This is a genomic window from Micromonospora trifolii, assembly GCF_050516465.1.
Taxonomy (GTDB): domain Bacteria; phylum Actinomycetota; class Actinomycetes; order Mycobacteriales; family Micromonosporaceae; genus Micromonospora; species Micromonospora trifolii.
The window spans coordinates 4,003,801-4,021,354 of the sequence record NZ_CP191526.1; the positions used below are offsets into that span (position 1 = coordinate 4,003,801).

The 17,554-nt window shown below is 71.6% G+C and carries 14 protein-coding genes and 1 pseudogene; 6 read left to right on the forward strand and 9 right to left on the reverse strand.

What is annotated here, in order from left to right:
- Positions 1-76: 76 nt before the first annotated feature.
- Positions 77-1,162 (reverse strand): AAA family ATPase, encoded by a 1,086-nt coding sequence (locus ACQRWP_RS18480; RefSeq protein ID WP_430496416.1) that lies wholly within the window; start codon positions 1,160-1,162, stop codon positions 77-79.
- Positions 1,163-1,197: 35 nt separating this feature from the next.
- The gene (pnuC, locus tag ACQRWP_RS18485; RefSeq protein WP_430496417.1) at positions 1,198-1,854 is read right to left on the reverse strand and encodes a nicotinamide riboside transporter PnuC; all 657 of its coding nucleotides are present in this window, start codon (positions 1,852-1,854) and stop codon (positions 1,198-1,200) included.
- Between the two features lie 248 nt (positions 1,855-2,102).
- Between pnuC and ACQRWP_RS18490 the strand changes: the two genes are divergently transcribed.
- Positions 2,103-2,396 (forward strand): antibiotic biosynthesis monooxygenase family protein, encoded by a 294-nt coding sequence (locus tag ACQRWP_RS18490; protein ID WP_210785904.1) that lies wholly within the window; start codon positions 2,103-2,105, stop codon positions 2,394-2,396.
- Between the two features lie 122 nt (positions 2,397-2,518).
- Here ACQRWP_RS18490 and ACQRWP_RS18495 read toward each other — a convergent pair whose 3' ends face one another.
- The 4 genes from ACQRWP_RS18495 to uvrB form a co-directional block, all read right to left on the reverse strand.
- Positions 2,519-3,376, reverse strand: coding sequence for a helix-turn-helix domain-containing protein (locus tag ACQRWP_RS18495; RefSeq protein ID WP_430496418.1), 858 nt, complete (start codon positions 3,374-3,376; stop codon positions 2,519-2,521).
- A gap of 197 nt (positions 3,377-3,573) precedes the next feature.
- On the reverse strand, positions 3,574-3,942 hold the full coding sequence (locus ACQRWP_RS18500; RefSeq protein WP_430496420.1) for a VOC family protein: 369 nt from the start codon (positions 3,940-3,942) through the stop codon (positions 3,574-3,576).
- A 91-nt stretch (positions 3,943-4,033) separates the two neighbouring features.
- Entirely contained in the window at positions 4,034-4,843 is an 810-nt protein-coding gene (locus ACQRWP_RS18505; protein WP_430496422.1) for a helix-turn-helix domain-containing protein, read from the reverse strand.
- Positions 4,844-4,925: 82 nt separating this feature from the next.
- Entirely contained in the window at positions 4,926-7,034 is a 2,109-nt protein-coding gene (gene uvrB, locus ACQRWP_RS18510; RefSeq protein ID WP_430496424.1) for an excinuclease ABC subunit UvrB, read from the reverse strand.
- A gap of 206 nt (positions 7,035-7,240) precedes the next feature.
- Here uvrB and ACQRWP_RS18515 point away from each other — a divergent pair, with 206 nt between their 5' ends.
- Positions 7,241-9,088, forward strand: coding sequence for a hypothetical protein (locus ACQRWP_RS18515; protein ID WP_430496425.1), 1,848 nt, complete (start codon positions 7,241-7,243; stop codon positions 9,086-9,088).
- 9 nt (positions 9,089-9,097) lie between these two features.
- Here ACQRWP_RS18515 and coaE read toward each other — a convergent pair whose 3' ends face one another.
- Positions 9,098-10,279: a dephospho-CoA kinase gene (gene coaE / locus ACQRWP_RS18520; protein WP_430496426.1), complete on the reverse strand. Its 1,182-nt coding sequence runs from the start codon at positions 10,277-10,279 to the stop codon at positions 9,098-9,100.
- 478 nt (positions 10,280-10,757) lie between these two features.
- The gene (gene rpsA, locus ACQRWP_RS18525; protein ID WP_406071547.1) at positions 10,758-12,266 is read right to left on the reverse strand and encodes a 30S ribosomal protein S1; all 1,509 of its coding nucleotides are present in this window, start codon (positions 12,264-12,266) and stop codon (positions 10,758-10,760) included.
- Positions 12,267-12,649: 383 nt separating this feature from the next.
- On the opposite strand from rpsA, the gene ACQRWP_RS18530 reads away from it, so the two are divergent.
- The 4 genes and pseudogenes from ACQRWP_RS18530 to ACQRWP_RS18545 all read left to right on the forward strand — a co-directional run.
- Positions 12,650-13,456: a class I SAM-dependent methyltransferase gene (locus ACQRWP_RS18530; RefSeq protein ID WP_430496428.1), complete on the forward strand. Its 807-nt coding sequence runs from the start codon at positions 12,650-12,652 to the stop codon at positions 13,454-13,456.
- A gap of 54 nt (positions 13,457-13,510) precedes the next feature.
- Positions 13,511-14,116: a Uma2 family endonuclease gene (locus ACQRWP_RS18535; protein WP_430496430.1), complete on the forward strand. Its 606-nt coding sequence runs from the start codon at positions 13,511-13,513 to the stop codon at positions 14,114-14,116.
- Between the two features lie 36 nt (positions 14,117-14,152).
- Positions 14,153-14,371, forward strand: a complete 219-nt coding sequence (locus ACQRWP_RS18540) for a DUF2945 domain-containing protein (RefSeq protein WP_430496432.1) — start codon at positions 14,153-14,155, stop codon at positions 14,369-14,371.
- Positions 14,358-14,702 (forward strand): annotated as a pseudogene (locus tag ACQRWP_RS18545) (DUF3140 domain-containing protein); the annotation flags it as partial. The gene ACQRWP_RS18540 and the pseudogene ACQRWP_RS18545, both read left to right, overlap by 14 nt.
- Before the next feature lie 143 nt (positions 14,703-14,845).
- Here ACQRWP_RS18545 and polA read toward each other — a convergent pair.
- On the reverse strand, positions 14,846-17,545 hold the full coding sequence (gene polA, locus ACQRWP_RS18550; protein WP_430496434.1) for a DNA polymerase I: 2,700 nt from the start codon (positions 17,543-17,545) through the stop codon (positions 14,846-14,848).
- Positions 17,546-17,554 lie beyond the last annotated feature (9 nt).

Genomic DNA, 17,554 nt, shown 5'->3' on the forward strand with positions numbered 1-17,554 from the left:
CGTGATCACACCCCGGGCACCCGGTGGCGCCGGACACCCGCTCGACGCGTCACACCGCCTATGGCTTCCTAGGAGGCTAGTGCACGTCGGGTGCGGCGATCGGCTCGCCGAGCGACCATCCGGCGGCGAGCAGGTCGTCGCAGGCCCGTACCGCCCGGGCCAACCGATCGGCGTGCGACCCGGTCAGCTCCACCACCGGCACCCCGCACCCGGCCAGCTCGGCCCGGAACCGCTCGGTCATCCAGGCCCTCAAGTGCTCACCGTCGCGCAGCCCGTCATCCGTGAACGGCACCCCCCGGTGATCCGTCAACAGATACAGCGCCGGCCGACGCGCCGCCGCCCGCACCTCCTCCGACGCGCTGCCCAGGTAGCGCTCCTCCCACACCGCCGTCGCCCGCGCGTCGGTGTCGCAGACCAGCAGTGGCCCGCTCGTCCGGGCCGCCGCGTCCTCGGCCGCCTGCTGCTCGCGGACCACCGCGCGGAAGTCGTCCCGGTCCCAGACCACGTCGAACACGGTCGCCTCCGGCGTTCGTTCCCGCAACCGGGCCAGCTTGCGAGCGGTCAACTCCCGGCCGTACTCCGGCACCCAGGACGTGCCGTAATGCTCGGCGAGCGCCGCCGCCATCGTCGTGGTCCCGGTCGACTCGGCCCCGACCACCACCACCCGCCGGACGAACCACGCCCGCACCGGCGGGCTCAGCCACCGCCAGTGACCCGCCGGGTCCGCGCGCACGGCCGTCCCGGACACCGGCACGGTCCGCCGATCCGGATCCACCGACACGGGTACGGCGTGGAAGCGGCGCGCCAGCTCGGCGCCGTACGCCTCGGAGGAGAAGACCGCGTCCACCGAATCCGACCCGACCGCCTCCCGGAACACCGCGCAGTGCGCGTCCCAGACGGCCGGATCGGCGTAGTCCACCGGGTGGTCGTCGTACCGGCCGACGACACGGACCCACGGCGTGTCCGCGTGCACCTCCCGCAGCCAGTTGAGGCGCAGCGGAAGCGCAATGGACTCCCGACGCGAGGGCGCCACGACGACGGTCACCTCGGCGCAGCGGGCGGCGGCGGCCCGGATCAGCGCGTGGTGCCCGGCGTGCGGTGGATAGAACTTGCCCACCACCATTCCGTGCCCGAACTCCGCGGCGGCCGAGCGCGCCGGCACGCGTGGCGCTGGCGCACGGCCGGGTGTCTCGGCGTTCACGCGGTGGCCGGGGCCGGGCCGGGCGGGACCGCGCTCGGCCGGTCGGCCCGACGCAGGTCGGCCCGCCAGGCGCGCAACCCGAGTACGCACAGGGCGAGGAAGACCAGGTAGAGGACGGCCGTCAGGTGCAGCCCCTTGTACGCGTACAACGGGATGTAGATCAGGTCGGCGGCGATCCAGAGCCACCAACTCTCCACCCGCTTGCGGGTCTGCCCGTACGTGGCCAGCAGAGACAGCGCCGTGGTCAACGCGTCCGGCAGCGGGACGGTCGAGTCGGTGCCCCGGTCCAGCAGCACCCAGAGCGCCCCGGTGAGCAGCAGCCCGACGGCAGTCAGCCCCAGCCACTCCCGCCGCCCCGTCCGGCTCACCGTGAGCCGGGTGCGCCGCTCGCCCCCGAACAGCCAGTGCCACCAGCCGTAGCAGCCGAGCGCGACGTAGACGACCTGAAGCCCGGCATCGGCGTACAGCCCGGCGGTCCAGAACAGCACCATGAGCAGCAGCACGTTGGCGATGCCGATCGGCCAGTTGGCGATCTTCTGCCGGGCCACCAACCACACGTTGAGCACACCGGTCGCGAACCCCAGCAGCTCCGCCCAGGTGGTGCCCGTACCGGCCACCCGAAACGCGGTGCCGGTGAGCCAGTCGATGATCACGAGGCCACCCTAGGGTCTGTGTCAAAGTCCTCGGTCGAGCCGAGGCGGAGTCCAGGCGGCGGTCCGGCAAGGCGGATATTCGTCCGGATACCGGTGTTGTATCCGGACGAATATCCAACGCGGCCGGTCGTCGCCTGGGCCCGCCGCAGGCCGGCCAGGGGCTTCGAGACAGACCCTTGGTGCGTCGGCGACGTCGGAACAGACCCCGCGACACCGACTGCCCCGATCGCCGTGGGAGGCTGTCCGACATGGTGCTTGAGGTCGCGCTGATCGACGTACTACCTGGACACGAGGACGCGTTCGCCGCCGCGTACGCCGAGGGTCACCCGGTGCTCGCCGGGGCGACCGGCTGCCGATCCGTGCGGATGACCCGAGGAATCGAGTCACCGACCCGCTTCGTGCTGCTCGTGGAATGGGACTCGGTCGAGGCGCACGAGAAGAACTTCCGGGCCACCGAACGGTTCGACAAGTGGCGGGCGCTGATCGGGCCGCACTTCGCGGGACCGCCAGTGGTCGAACACTTCCTCGACGTACCGGCCTGAGCCGGGCTGTCGTACCCCACGGTTATCGTGCCGGGCGCACGCGCCGGCCGCCGGTCCCGACGGACTCGGGGGCGCCGGGCCCGGTGGCCGCGCGGCGCGTCACCGTCGACACCCCTGAGCCGTTACTCGCCGACGCGGCGGGCCAGCAGGGTGACCGTCTCCTCCGGTGACAGCGCCGCGGCCAGCAGCGCCGCGGTCATCCGCTCGTAGCGGTCGACGTCGAGCACGGTGGCCAACCGGACGTCGGTGGTCAACGCCTCGAGCATCACGGTGCGCGGGTCCGCCGGGTCGGGAAAGGCGTAGCAGGAATACGGTGTGAGTGGATGCAGCCCGCCACCGGCCGCCCCGCGTGGCAACAGCCGCACCGTGACGTGGGACAGGCCGGTCACGGCGACCAGATGACGTAGCTGTTCACGCCAGACCGCCACCGGCAGGTCACCCGGGTCGCAGGCGGCCTCGGCGAGCACCGCCGTGTAGCGCGGCGGGTAGGCCCGCCGCAGCACCTCCTGCCGCAGGGCCCGGGCGCGCACCTCGGCCTCCACATCGACTTCCGGCGTGAGCTGGGCGCCGGCCGAGACCAACACCCGGGCGTACGCGGGCGTCTGGAGCAGCCCCGGCACCACCGACGGCTGGTACTCGACGATGTCGGCGGCGCCCGCCTCCAACTCGGCGTAGGTGCGCTGCCGTTCGCTCATCTCGCCCAGCGTCTTCCACCAGCCTCGGCTGGTCGCCGCGTCCCGGGCGATGACGATCAGCGCCTCCCGGGCGGGCGTGGGCACCTTGTAGACATCCAGCAGATCGAGCACGTCGGCGAGGTCCGGACGACTCTGACCCAGCTCGATGCGGGACAGCTTCGACGTCGAGGCCCAGCCCAGCCGGTCGCAGACCTGCTCCAGGGTCAGCGACTCGCGCCGACGGAGTTGGCGCAGCTCTGCGCCGAGACGTGCACGTCGAATGACAGGACTTGTTGGCAGCGGCATCCCGGCCTCCCCACCGAGGGAGACTACGCAGGACGATCACCCAGTGCAATAGCTCGCTCGCGCACCGCAATCAGGGCATTCGGCGCCGTGGACCGGCCGGGCTGGCCCATACACACCGTTCCCGCAGCTCAGTAGCGGTCAACGGCGGCGAAGACTGGTCTCGGCGGGCCGCGAGTCCCCGGTCGGCGAGGCCGGGCTCAGGGTCGGTAGGTGCCGAAGGACCAGACGTTGCCGGCCAGATCGCGGGCGGCGTAGTCACGGGAGCCGTAGTCGGTGTCGAACGGCTCGCGGATGATCTCGGCGCCGGCCGCGCGGGCCTGGGCGCAGTGCGCGTCGACGTCCGGCGCGGCCACGTAGACCGACCAGTCGTCGTCGGCCGGCCGGGGCGCGGCGTCGGCCCGACCACCCAACATGATCATGCCGGTGTCGAGGACCAGTTCGGCGTGCGCGACAGTGCCGTCCGGCGCCTCGTGCACGGCATGCGCCCGGAAACCGAAGGCGGCGACGAGCCAGTCGATCGCGGCGCGGGGATCGGGATAACGGAAGATCGGATAGATGGTTCGCATGACCCGATTCTGCGGCCGGCGACGCGGATCCGGATTGGACGAATGTGACCTCGGCGGATCGCCGACCCGGCTGCGGGTCAGCCGGCCGTCGTCACCGGCCGGCGAGCAGCGCGGCCGGCGTGCCCCCCGCGAACTGGTGGAAGTCCCGGATCAGGTGGGACTGGTCGTAGTAGCCGCAGCCCGCCGCCAGGGCGGCCCAGTCGACTCCCCGCCCGTCCACCCCGACCTGCGTCGACGCGGCGGAAGCCTGCTGAAAACGCAGCAGCCGGGCGGCCATCTTGGGCGGCAGCCCGACCTCCTGCCGGAACCGGGACGCGAGGTGCCGCCGGCTCCAGCCCAGCTCGTCGGCGAGCGCACCGACGCTCCCCCGCCCGCCGCTGGTGGCAAGCCATCGCCACGCCCAGTCGAGCCGCGGGTCCACCGGCGGGGACGCCGCCAGCCGGGCGGCGAGCACCCGGTCGAGCAGGGCGAACCGCTCCGGCCAGCCGGGGGCCTCGGCGAGCCGGCCGCGCAGCCGATCCAGCCAACGGCCCGGGAGTTGCCCGATGCCGACGGCCCGATTTGTCAGCTCGCTCAGCGGCAGACCGAGGAGCCGGCGGGCGGTCAGGGGGGCGAGCAGCAACTCGACGCCCTCCCCCACACCCACAGTGCGCGTGGTGCACCAACTGTCGAAGGTGCCGGCCACGAACGAGTCGACAGCGGTGACACCGCGCTGCGCGCTGCGCGGGTCGGTCACGTCCAGCGGAGCGCCCCAGCCCAGGATCAGCACCACGAAGACGCCCGCCGACTCCCGGCGGACCAGTGGCACGTCCGCCCGTTCCCGGTAGCCCACGTACCTGTCGACGAACGGACGCAGGCTGGCGTCGGGCAGCCCGAGGACCATCTCGCCGATCGGCGCCACCGCCGTCAACCGTGCCCGCCCTTCGCGTGCCCCGGTCGGCCGGGCCCGAGTGGTGCGCTGGGCGGGGCCGACCGGGCGGCCGTCACTTCACGCCGGCGGCGTCCATGCCGCGCAGCTCCTTCTTCAGGTCGGAGACCTCATCGCGGATCCGGGCCGCCAACTCGAACTGAAGCTCGCGGGCGGCGGCCAACATCTGGTCGTTGAGCTCCTGGATGAGCTGGGCGAGGTCGGCGCGGGCCATCCCCTCCCGTGAGGTGGTGGTCGCGCCGGACCGGCTCCGGCTGCGGGTCTCCTTGACCGGCGCCTTGCCTCGGGAAAGCTGACGCACCGCGCCGCCGACCCGGGAGTTCTCGGTGTCCTCCGCCTCGCGGTAGATGTCGTCCAGGATGTCGTGGATCTTCTTACGCAGTGGCTCCGGGCTGATGCCGTGCGCCTCGTTGTGCGCGATCTGCTTGGCCCGACGCCGATCGGTCTCGTCGATCGCCGCCGCCATCGACGGGGTGATCTTGTCGGCGTACATGTGCACCTGACCGGAGACGTTACGAGCGGCCCGCCCGATGGTCTGGATCAGCGACCGGCCGCTGCGAAGGAAGCCCTCCTTGTCGGCGTCGAGAATCGCCACCAGCGACACCTCGGGCAGGTCCAGGCCTTCGCGGAGCAGGTTGATGCCGACGAGCACGTCGTAGTCGCCCTTGCGCAGCTCGCGCAGCAGCTCCACCCGGCGCAACGTGTCGACCTCCGAGTGCAGGTAGCGCACCCGGATGCCGTTCTCCAGGAGGTAGTCGGACAGGTCCTCGGCCATCTTCTTGGTCAGCGTGGTGACCAGCACCCGCTCGTCCCGGTCGGTCCGCAGCTTGATCTCGTGCATCAGGTCGTCGATCTGACCCTTGGTCGGCTTGATCACGACCTCCGGGTCGACCAGACCGGTGGGTCGGATCACCTGCTCGACGAACTCGCCCTGGGCCTGCTCCATCTCCCAGGTGCCGGGGGTCGCGGAGAGGTAGACCATCTGGCCGACCCGCTCCAGGAACTCGTCGAAGCGCAGCGGCCGGTTGTCGGCCGCGCTGGGCAGCCGGAAGCCGTGGTCGATGAGCATCCGCTTGCGGGACGCGTCGCCCTCGTACATGCCGCCGATCTGCGGGATGGTCACGTGCGACTCGTCGACCACGGTGAGGAAGTCGTCGGGGAAGTAGTCGAGCAGGGCGTGCGGCGGGCTGCCGGGCAGCCGCCCGTCCATGTGCATCGAGTAGTTCTCGATGCCGGAGCAGAAGCCCACCTGCCGCATCATCTCGATGTCGTAGGTGGTGCGCATCCGCAGCCGCTGCGCCTCCAGCAGCTTGCCCTGCCGCTCCAGCTCGGCGAGGCGCTCGGCCAGCTCCACCTCGATGTCGCGGATCGCCCGTTCCATCCGCTCCGGACCGGCCGCGTAGTGGGTGGCCGGGAAGATCACCAGCTGGTCGACCTCGCGGACCACGTCACCGGTCAACGGGTTGAGGTAGTAGAGCTTCTCCACCTCGTCACCGAACAGCTCGATCCGGATCGCCAGCTCCTCGTACGCCGGGATGATCTCCAGCGTGTCGCCGCGGACCCGGAAGGTGCCCCGCTGGAAGGCCATGTCGTTGCGGGTGTACTGGATGTCGACCAGCCGGCGCAGCAACTGGTCGCGGTCGAGCTCCTGCCCGATCTGCACCTTCACTGCCCGGTTGAGGTACTCCTCCGGAGTGCCCAGGCCGTAGATCGCCGAGACGGTCGCCACCACGATCACGTCGCGGCGGGTGAGCAGCGACATCGTCGCCGAGTGCCGCAGCCGCTCCACCTCCTCGTTGATCGAGGAATCCTTCTCGATGTAGGTGTCGGTCTGCGGGATGTAGGCCTCGGGCTGGTAGTAGTCGTAGTACGAGACGAAGTATTCGACCGCGTTGTGCGGCAGCAGCTCGCTGAACTCCTTGGCCAGCTGCGCGCAGAGCGTCTTGTTCGGGGCGAGCACCAGGGTGGGGCGTTGCAGCCGCTCGATCAGCCACGCCGTGGTGGCGCTCTTGCCGGTGCCGGTCGCGCCGAGCAGAACGGTGTTGCGGTCGCCGCGCCGAACCCGGCGCTCAAGATCATCGATGGCCGCCGGTTGATCGCCGGCCGGCTGAAACTCACTGACGACCTGGAAGCGGCTGTCCAGCCGGGGAATGTCGAGCGCCATGCCGTCAACGGTACGCCGGAGGTCCGACAGGAACGGCCGTCACGCCAGGTACGTGATCGGCTTCAATATTCCCATTGTGTGGCCCATGTCACCGGGACTACCCTCTTCATGTAGGCCGCTCGCGGCGGCCGACCGGGCCGGTGGCCAGGCCAACATCACGGCCGGTCACCCCCGGCACTGCGGTCGCAGCACCCGGCTCGTCCGGCGTGCGCACCCGTGTGGTCGCGCTCGAGGCGCAGACCGGCCGCCGCGAGCGCCCCTGCTCGTCACCCCGGTGCCTCCCCGCCCGTTTCATCTCCGTGGACACCTCTCCGACCCCGGCGCCCGACACCGCCCCCACCGCCACCCCCCGGCCGGACGACCCGAGCACCGGGCGGCACCGCACCGGCCCGGCCGGCAGCGCCTCGGCGGCCATCCGGACCACCAGCGACACCGGAGGTAGGCCCACGGCCGGCCGGACCAGCGGCGGCGCGCGCCGAGCCACCGCCGGCCGCAAGACCGACGGCACGCGCCGGGCCGCCGCCGAGCGGAGCCACGAGACCACCCGCCGCGACGACACCCCGGACACCGCCGAGGCTGCCGACACGACCGGCCCGCCCTCGGCCGGCCGTCGTCGGCGTACGGTGCTGCTGCTGCTCGGTTTGACGGCCGTGACGTCCGCGACGGCCTTGGTGCTCGGGCTGTTGAGCTGGGCGCCCGACCCGCCCGAGCCGGCCCGGCCGCTGACCCTGGCGGAGGGCGAGCGGCTGGCCGCCATACGGGTCACCAACCTGCGGGACCTGCGCGCCGGCGTACGGGTCACGGCCGGCACCGGCGCAGCCCGCATCGAACTGGTGGGCTGGGTGGACTGGTCCCGGTCGCTGCTCTACCTCGACGTGGGCGGGCCGGGCGCGGGTGCCGAACGCGGACTGTTGCAGAAGAGCGGTCCGGTGCTGGTGATCCGGCCCGATCCGGCGGCGGTGCCCACCCCCGCGGCCCCACCGCTGATGCCCCCGGCGGACCGGTGGCGGCTGCACCGACTGGCACCCGGGGCACACCTCGCACCGGTGCTCGACCTGCTTCTCGATCTCGCCGCCGACCGCCCGGACACCACGACCAGGACGGCACCGTCCGACGGAGCGCGCTGGATCGCCCGGGAGACCGTGCCGGCCGGCCCACTGGACGTCATACAGGCGCCACTGCCCGCCAGCGCGCCAGCCGCCAGCACTGTCATCGGCACCCCCAGCGCCGCGACGCCCGCCCCGGACGGACAGACCCGGTACTGGCTCGATCAGGACGCCCGGCTGCACAAACTGGTGACCCGGCTGCCCGGCGCCGGCCCGGTCACGATGATCTTCAACCGCGCGGACCGACCGACACTACGACCGGTGGACGCACTCGGCGGCCGCCCCGGTCTGCCCCGCGCGCTGACCGACGCCGAGCAGCGTCGCCTCGACCGGCTGCCGACCCGGCTCCGCGCCCAGGGCGGTGCCACGGTGACGCTGACCGCGCCGATGGGCACGGACACGAACCTGCGGGGCGCCGGCTGGCTGAGCTGGACCGCGCGTACCGCGTACCTCGCGGTCGCCGACCTGGGCGTACCGGATCGCCGGACCCTGCTGCGACGCGACGCCGCCGGTCTGGCCCGGGCGGACCTGCCAGCGGTCAACGCCGGCGGCGGCACCGCGGAGGCGCCGGCCCGGCCGCCGCTGCCGCCCCCGGCCGGAGCCTGGCGGGTCTCCCGGCCCGGCCGGGACGACCTGAGCGTGCTGGTCGACGCCGCAATCGCCGCCGGGTCGGTCGGGCAGCGCGGCGCGGCCGTGCGGGTACGCGAGGACTTCACCGCCGGACGGACCGTGGACGTCATCGAGTCGGGTCCCGCCGACGCACGGCTGCGGTACTGGCTCGACCGGGACGGGTCGCTCCGCCGGCTCGAATTGCAGACCGACGCCGGCGCGTGGGCGCACCTGGATCTCCAGCCCGCCGTCGTGCCCCGACTGGCCGCCAACCCTCGGCCGGCAGCCCCTCGACCGTCGGCCCCTCGACCTTCAGCCCCTCGGCCCGGTGCCCGCTGACCGGCACCCTCAGGGGCGCCAGCCGGTCTGCGCGGCCCACTGCTCTGCCCGTAGGTACTCTTCGTCGAACCACGGGTTCCGGGCCGTGCCGGAATCGCCGGCCTCCGGCGCCGCGTCGACCAGGTCCCGCTTGAACATCAGGTAGGCAGCCCGCTGATCCGGGTCGGCACGCAGGTGGTCGCGCATCAGCAGCGCGTACCGCCAACCCGGCGAATCCGTCAGCCGCACGTGCAGACGAACCGGGCGAGCCGGGTCCGCGCTGCCGTGCAGCCGCTTCTCCCACCGGCCCCGGCCGGCCGGACGCGGGTCGTCCCACCACTGCCCCGGCACCCGCGGGAACCCGGCGCTCGCCAGCCGATCGGCCAACGGCCCGTCGGCGTCGGCGAGGCTGGCGACCGCCACCTGCACGTCGATGACGTTCTGGGCGGCCAGGCCGGGCACCGCCGTCGAACCGATGTGATCGATCCGTAGGGCATCCGAGCCGAGCGCGTGCTGGATCCGGGCGGCCAGCCGCGCGTACTGCTCCGGCCACCTCGCGTCGGCCCCGGCCAGCTCGACCGCGTCCGGCGGAACCACCCGCCGCTGGCGCAGATTGTCCTCGTAGGGCACCAACCGCTGCTTCCAGAGCCGGTCGACGGCGTCGTGCAGCGCCGTCAGACTCCCGTCGTTGGTCAGCACCACGTCCGCCGCCGCCCGGCGTCGGGCGTCGTCGGCCTGGGCGGCGATCCTCCGCTCGGCCTCCGCGCGACCCATTCCCCGGTCGCGTCCCAGCCGCTCCAGTCGGGTCGACACGGCCGTCTGCACCACGACCACCAGGTGGTACGTCGGCGCGAGACCCACCTCGACCAGCAGCGGTACGTCGTTGACGACTATCGCGTCGGGTGCCGCCGCAGCGGCCAGCTCCGCGGTGCGGGCCCGGACCCGGGGGTGGGTGATCGCCTCCAGTCGACGGCGGGCGGTCTCGTCGGCGAACACCACAGCTCCCAGTGCGGCACGGTCCAGTGCGCCGTCGGCGTCCAGCACCGCGTCGGAGAATGCGGCGACGATCTCGGCCAGCCCGTCCGTACCCGGCGCCACCACCTCCCGGGCCACCCGGTCGGCGTCAATGAGCACCGCGCCCCGCTCGACGAGCCGCGCGGCCACCGCGCTCTTGCCTGACCCGATTCCGCCGGTCAACCCCACCCTCAGCACCCGAACAGTCAACCGGATCGACAAGCCCGCCGCCAAACCCACCCACGGCCCGGTGACCTCCCAACCCACCCCGCCTCGGGCCGCGACCGCGCCCGTCCCGGCGCCTGGGCATCCGGCGCCGGCCCCGGTCCCGCTTTCCGCTTTCCGCTTTCCGCGCGCCGCGCCCCGCGCCCCGCGCCCCGCGCCCCGCAAGATCGTGCTCGATCCAGGAATTGGTGGTGTGCGGCGTCCGGGAGGCCCCTACATCATGGATCGAGCGCGATCTTGGCGGTCCGCACCAGCCGCCGTGCATGCCGCGCCCGCCACAGCGCCCCGGCGGCCGGCACATCGCCCCCGCAACTTGCCCGGGGCACGCCGCGCCCGCAACTCGCCCCCTGGGCACGCCCCGCCCGCAACTAGCGCGGGGGCGGGTACGGCGAGGGCCCCGCCCCCAGCGATCCGGAGATCGCGGGGACGGGGCCCGTCGTCGTTCAGCGGGTCACTTACCGCCGGCGAGCTTCTCCCGCAGTGCGGCGAGCGCCTCGTCGGTGGCCAGCGTGCCGGCCGGCTCCTCGGCCTGCCGGCTCGGGGCCGGGCTGGACGAAGAGGTGGTGCCGCCACCGCCGCCGCCAGCGGCCGGGACGACCGGAGTCGGGTTGGCAGCAGCCTCGGCGTCGGCAGCCCGAGAGGTCTGCACCTGCTTGGTGTGGGCCTCCCAGCGCACACGAGCCTCGGCGTACTGGTTCTCCCAGGTCTCGCGCTGCTTGTCGTACCCCTCGAGCCACTCGCCCGTCTCGGGGTCGAAGCCCTCCGGGTAGATGTAGTTGCCCTCGGTGTCGTACGTGGCAGCCATGCCGTAGAGGGTCGGGTCGAAGTGCTCCTCGCCCTCGACGAAGCCCTCGTTGGCCTGCTTGAGCGACAGCGAGATCCGGCGACGCTCGAGGTCGATGTCGATGACCTTGACCATGACCTCGGAGCCAACCTGGACGACCTGCTCCGGGATCTCCACGTGGCGCTCGGCCAGCTCGGAGATGTGGACCAGGCCCTCGATGCCGTCGTCCACGCGGACGAACGCACCGAACGGGACCAGCTTGGTGACCTTACCCGGCACGATCTGCTGGATCGCGTGGGTGCGGGCGAACTGCCGCCACGGGTCTTCCTGGGTCGCCTTCAGCGACAGCGAGACCCGCTCGCGGTCCAGGTCGACGTCCAGGACCTCGACCTCGACCTCCTGGCCCACCTCGACGACCTCGGACGGGTGGTCGATGTGCTTCCAGGACAGCTCGGAGACGTGCACCAGACCGTCGACGCCGCCCAGGTCCACGAAGGCGCCGAAGTTGACGATCGAGGACACGACGCCCTTGCGGACCTGGCCCTTCTGCAGCTTGTTGAGGAACTCGGTGCGCACCTCGGACTGCGTCTGCTCCAGCCAGGCCCGGCGGGACAGGACCACGTTGTTGCGGTTCTTGTCCAGCTCGATGATCTTGGCCTCGAGCTCCCGCCCGACGTACGGCTGCAGGTCGCGCACACGACGCATCTCGACCAGGGAAGCGGGCAGGAAGCCGCGCAGCCCGATGTCGAGGATGAGGCCGCCCTTGACCACCTCGATGACCGAACCGCGGACGACGCCGTCCTCGTCCTTGATCTTCTCGATCGTGCCCCAGGCCCGCTCGTACTGTGCCCGCTTCTTGGAGAGGATCAGACGACCCTCCTTGTCCTCCTTCTGGAGGACCAGGGCCTCGATGTGGTCGCCAACCGTCACAACCTCGGCGGGGTCCACGTCGTGCTTGATCGACAACTCACGAGAGGGGATGACACCCTCGGTCTTGTAGCCGATGTCGAGCAGGACCTCGTCCCGATCGACCTTGACGACGGTGCCTTCGACAATGTCGCCGTCGTTGAAGTACTTGATGGTCTCGTCGATCGCGGCGAGGAATGCCTCCTCGGAACCGAGATCGTCGTGGGTGACCCGGGTGGCGCTCGAGGGGGCCTCGATGCTGCTCGTCATGTGGGCGGTTGCTCCGGTCGGTGGGTTGTCACAGCAGGCTGGTGTGTCGCAGTGACCTGTTCGCGCCAGCGGATCCGTCGCCGGGCACACCGAACGATCGCCTAGTGAGATCATGATGTGGTTCCGTCGACCGCGCACCTGCTCCCTGCCGAGGCAACGCGATCCGCGAGCGCATCGTCTAGCCTACCGTGCGCATTACCACAGCGTGCAAGCCCTCCCGGGTTCTCTTCGTGCGATGACCTGCGAAAGCCGAACAATCGCCCGGAAAACACCCCTGCTGTCTCCTGCGTCACAGCAGCCCCTTCGGCCGCTCCGCGAGCAGTCGTGCGGATCCAGAACGCGCCGCCGTACCCAATGGGGTGGGCGGGGCCTAGCGTGAGCGCGTGGATGACGACAGCCGGGTTACCCGGCGCCGGGTGGGTGACGCCGAGGCCCGGCGCGCCAACCGCGGCTGGTGGGACACCGACGCCGACGACTACCAGGCCGAACACGGCGCGTTCCTCGGCGACGTGGACTTCGTGTGGTGCCCCGAGGGCCTGCGCGAGGCCGACGCCCGGCTGCTCGGCGACGTGTCGGGGCGGCGGGTGCTGGAGGTGGGCGCCGGCGCCGCGGCCGCCGCCCGCTGGCTCGCCACCCAGGGCGCCCGGCCGGTCGCCTTCGACCTGTCAGCCGGCATGTTGCGGCACGCCGCCGAGGCCGCCGACCGCACCGGGGTACGCGTACCGCTGGTGCAGGCCGACGCGCTCGCCCTGCCGTTCGCCGACCGGTCGTTCGACGTCGCCTGCACCGCGTTCGGCGCGATCCCGTTCGTGGACGACTCGGCGGCGCTACTCGCCGAGGTGCACCGGGTGCTGCGCCCGGGCGGCCGGTGGGTGTTCTCGGTGACCCACCCGATGCGGTGGATCTTCCTCGACGACCCCGGCGAGGGCGGCCTGACGGCCGTGCACTCGTACTTCGACCGCTCCCCGTACGTGGAGCAGGACGAAACCGGCGTGGCCACCTACGTCGAGCAGCACCGCACCCTCGGCGACCGGATCCGCGAGCTGGTCGGCGCCGGGTTCCGGTTGCTGGACCTGGTGGAGCCGGAGTGGCCGGAGGGACACGAGGGGATCTGGGGGCAGTGGAGCCCGCTGCGCGGACGACTCTTTCCCGGCACCGCCATCTTCGTCACCGAGAAGCCCACCGGGTAGGCGCCGCACGCTCAGTGCGACGGGCCCGCACGCCGCGGGCGCTACGGTCCGCCGGTGAGCGCATGGCCGAACCCGACACCACCGGACCGCTGGCGTCCGGACCCGGCACGACAACAGCGCGCCGACTATCAGGTCGTCGACCTGCAGAACCTGCCGGACGACGACTCGCCGCGCGTCGAACTCGTCGACGGGGCACTCCAGGTGATGCCCTTCCCAACCCTGGGTCACCAGGACATCGCCGGCCTGCTCTGGACCTGGCTGCGATGCCACGCACCGGCGGACATCCGGGCCACCCAGGCCGTCTCGATCGAGGTCAGCTACCACACCAGCCGACGCCCGGATGTCCTGTTGTGCCGCGCCGACGTGCCGTCCGACCGGTCCTGGCTACGGCCGCACGACGTCGTGCTCGCCGTGGAGATCGTCTCGCCCGGAACGCGACGGATCGACCGGTTCGCGAAACCGGGTGAGTACGCCGCCGCCGGCATCCCGTTCTACTGGCGGATCGAGCAGGACCCGGTGCACGTGTACGCGTACCGGATCGGTGAGCGGGTGGGGCCGGGCGGTGAGCGGCAGTACGAGCTGGTCGCCGACGGTGCCGACGTGATCGAGCTGACCGAGCCGTTCGAGATCAAGCTGCCGGTCGCCGAGATCACCCCGTAGTCGTTTCGCCCTGGCCGCCTCGGGTAGCCGAGGACCATGGCCGAACAGCGATTCCACAAGGGCGACCATGTCTCCTGGTCGGCCCACGGCAGCCGCGCGTACGGCGTGGTGCGGGAGACGATCACCGAGCGGACGCGGATCCGCGGGCGGGCCGTGAACGCGGCCCCCGACGACCCGCAGTACCGGGTCCGCAGTGACGGCACGGGCCGCGACGTGGCCCACCGCCCCGAGGCGCTGCGTCATGAGCAGAGGTGACGACGGCCGGGACACCTACCGGGAGTTCACCGAAGCGGTGAACATGAAGCCCGGTGAGCTGTCCACCTGGCTGGAGACCGACGAGTCGAAGCAGGTCGGCTGGCACAAGGGCGGTCGTGCTGGTGGTGGCGAGTCCGTCGGGCACGAATCCGGGCGGAAGATCATCAACCTGCTCCGCCGCAAACGCGGTGACCTGTCCGAGGGCGACTACAAGCACATGCGCAAGGTCGTCGGCTACGTACGCCGGCACATGGCGCAGCGCCCCTCCGGCAACGTCCGCGACACCAAGTGGCGCTGGTCCCTCATGAACTGGGGCCACGACCCGATGAAGTAGCCGGTCATCCGGCCGCACGATCCGCACAACGTCGGTGACATTGGCGCCTTCAACGCCACGACCCTGATCCACCACGCCAACGGCCGCGACCAGAGCAACCCGGTCAGGGGTTCCGGGGCAGCCCCCACGCCGCAACCAAATCAGTGATCAGCGCTGTTCCAGTCCCGGCCCAGACCGACGGACACCTCCAGCGGCACCGACAACGGGTAAGCCCCGCCCATCTCCCGCCGGACCAGGGCCTCCAGCGCCTCCCGCTCACCCGGGGCGACCTCGAAGACCAACTCGTCGTGCACCTGCAACAGCATCCGCGAGCGCAGCCCGGCCTCGCCCAGCGCGGTGTCGACGTGCAGCATCGCCACCTTGATGATGTCGGCGGCGGAGCCCTGGATGGGGGCGTTGAGCGCCATCCGCTCGGCGATGTCACGGCGCTGCCGGTTGTCGCTGACCAGGTCGGGCAGGTAGCGGCGCCGACCGAGGATGGTGGAGGTGTAGCCGTCCTGGCGGGCCCGGGCGACCACCTGCTGGAGGTAGTCGCGCACCCCACCGAAGCCGGCGAAGTAGTTCTCCATCAGACCGCGCGCCTCTTCGGTGCTGATGCTGAGCTGCTGGGACAGGCCGAAGGCGCTGAGCCCGTACGCCAGGCCGTAGTTCATGGCCTTGATCTTGCGGCGCTGGTCGGGGGTGACCTCGTCGAGCGGCACCCCGAAGACCGACGACGCGGTGGCGGCGTGGAAGTCGGCGCCGGAGTTGAACGCGTCGATCAGCGCGTCGTCCGAGCTGAGGTGCGCCATGATGCGCATCTCGATCTGGCTGTAGTCGGCGGTGAGCAGGCACTCGTAGCCGTCTCCCACCACGAAGGCCCGCCGGATCCGCCGGCCCTCCTCGGTGCGGATCGGGATGTTCTGCAGGTTGGGCTCGGTGGAGGAGAGCCGACCGGTGGCCGCCACGGTCTGGTTGAAGGTGGTGTGGATCCGGCCGTCGTCGGAGACCGACTTGAGCAGCCCGTCGACTGTCGACTTGAGCTTGGCCACGTCCCGGTGACGCAGCAGGTGGGCCAGCACCGGGTGCGGCTGCTGCGCGTAGAGCCACTGGAGGGCGTCGGCGTCGGTGGTGTAGCCCGTCTTGATCTTCTTGGTCTTCGGCAGACCCAGCTCGGTGAAGAGGATCTCCTGCAACTGCTTGGGCGAGCCGAGGTTGAACTCCCGACCCACCGCCTCGTACGCGCCCTGCGCGGCGGCCTTCACCTCGGCGGCGAAGTGGGCCTCCAGCTCGGACAGATAGTCGGTGTCGGCGGCGATGCCGGTGCTCTCCATGGTGGCCAGCACCCGCATCAGCGGCAGCTCCACGCCGGCCATCAGCCGGGCGGACTGCTCTCCGTCGCGGGACAGCTCGGCGTCGATCGCGTCGGCCAGGTCGAGGGTGGCCCGGGCCTGGAGCATGAGGTTCTGCTCGACCACCCCTTCGTCGCCGAGGCCGTCGAGGGTGAGCTGGCCGGACTCCGGGACGTCCACCCGCAGCTCCCGGTGCAGGTAGCGCAGCGCGAGGTCGGTCAGGTCGTAGGACCGCTGGTCGGGGCGGGCCAGGTACGCGGCGATCTGGGTGTCCCGGACGATGCCGGCGAGGTGCCAGCCGTGCGCGGCGCAGGCCAGCACGGCCGGCTTGCTGTCGTGCAGCACCTTGGGGCGCTGCGCGTCGGCCAACCAGCTGGCCAGGGCGCCCTCGTCGGTCGCATCGAGACTTGCCGGGTCGACCCAGGCCGCCGCGCCGCCGGCGGTGGCCAGCGCGAGACCGGTGATGGAGGCGGTGTGTCGGCGGTTGGGGCCGGTGTCGAGTTTGACCGCCAACCCGACCGGGGTGCCGGTCGGGACGTGCGTGGTCAGCCACCCGGCCAGCGCGCCGGGCTCGGTGAGCACCTCGCCGGTGAGGTCGAAGCCGGACTCGGCCTCCGGCTCGACCGCCTCCAGGTACTGGTAGAGACGGTCGCGCAGGATGCGGAACTCCAGGGTGTCGAAGACCTGGTGCACCGCTTCCCGGTCCCAACCCGTCCAGCGGGTTTCCTCCGGGCGCAGCGGCAGCTCCAGGTCGGAGACGAGGCGGTTGATCTCGTAGTTGCGGATCACGTCGGCGAGCCGCTCCCGCAGGCTGTCGCCGGCCTTGCCCTTGATCTCGTCGGCCCGGGCGATCACGCCCTCGACCCCGCCGTACGTGGTGATCCACTTGGCTGCGGTCTTCGGGCCGACGCCCGGGATGCCGGGCAGGTTGTCACTGGTCTCGCCGACCAGCGCGGCGAGGTCCCGGTACTGCTGTGGCGGAACGCCGTACTTCGCCTCGATCGCCGCCGGGTCCATCCGGGCCAGGTCGGAGACGCCCTTGCGCGGGTACAGGACGGTGATCTGGTCGTCGACCAACTGGAACGCGTCGCGGTCACCACTGCTGACAAGCACCGACATGCCCTGGTCGCGGGCCTGGCAGGCGAGCGTGGCGATGACGTCGTCGGCCTCGAAGCCCTCTTTCTCCACCACCGGGATCTGCAGCGCGGCCAGGACCTCCTTGACCAGGCTGACCTGGCCCTTGAAGTCGGTCGGGGTCTCGCTGCGGCCGGCCTTGTACTCCGCGTACTTGTCGGTGCGGAAGGAGTGGCGGGAGACGTCGAAGGCCACGACGATGTGGGTGGGCTGCTCGTCGCGCAGCACGTTGATCAGCATCGAGGTGAAGCCATACACCGCGTTGGTCGGCTGACCCGTCGTGGTGGAGAAGTTTTCCACCGGCAGGGCGAAGAAAGCCCGGTATGCCATGGAATGTCCGTCGACGAGAAGCAGGCGCGGTGTCGTAGCTGTCACGGCAGCGAC

What these genes read in the sequence shown, in the direction of transcription:
- ACQRWP_RS18490 (WP_210785904.1), top strand. Translation starts at nt 2,103, where the DNA reads ATGGTGCTTGAGGTCGCGCTGATCGACGTACTACCTGGACACGAGGAC.
- ACQRWP_RS18495 (WP_430496418.1), bottom strand. Translation starts at nt 3,376, where the DNA reads ATGCCGCTGCCAACAAGTCCTGTCATTCGACGTGCACGTCTCGGCGCA.
- ACQRWP_RS18500 (WP_430496420.1), bottom strand. Translation starts at nt 3,942, where the DNA reads ATGCGAACCATCTATCCGATCTTCCGTTATCCCGATCCCCGCGCCGCG.
- uvrB (WP_430496424.1), bottom strand. Translation starts at nt 7,034, where the DNA reads ATGGCGCTCGACATTCCCCGGCTGGACAGCCGCTTCCAGGTCGTCAGT.
- rpsA (WP_406071547.1), bottom strand. Translation starts at nt 12,266, where the DNA reads ATGACGAGCAGCATCGAGGCCCCCTCGAGCGCCACCCGGGTCACCCAC.
- ACQRWP_RS18540 (WP_430496432.1), top strand. Translation starts at nt 14,153, where the DNA reads ATGGCCGAACAGCGATTCCACAAGGGCGACCATGTCTCCTGGTCGGCC.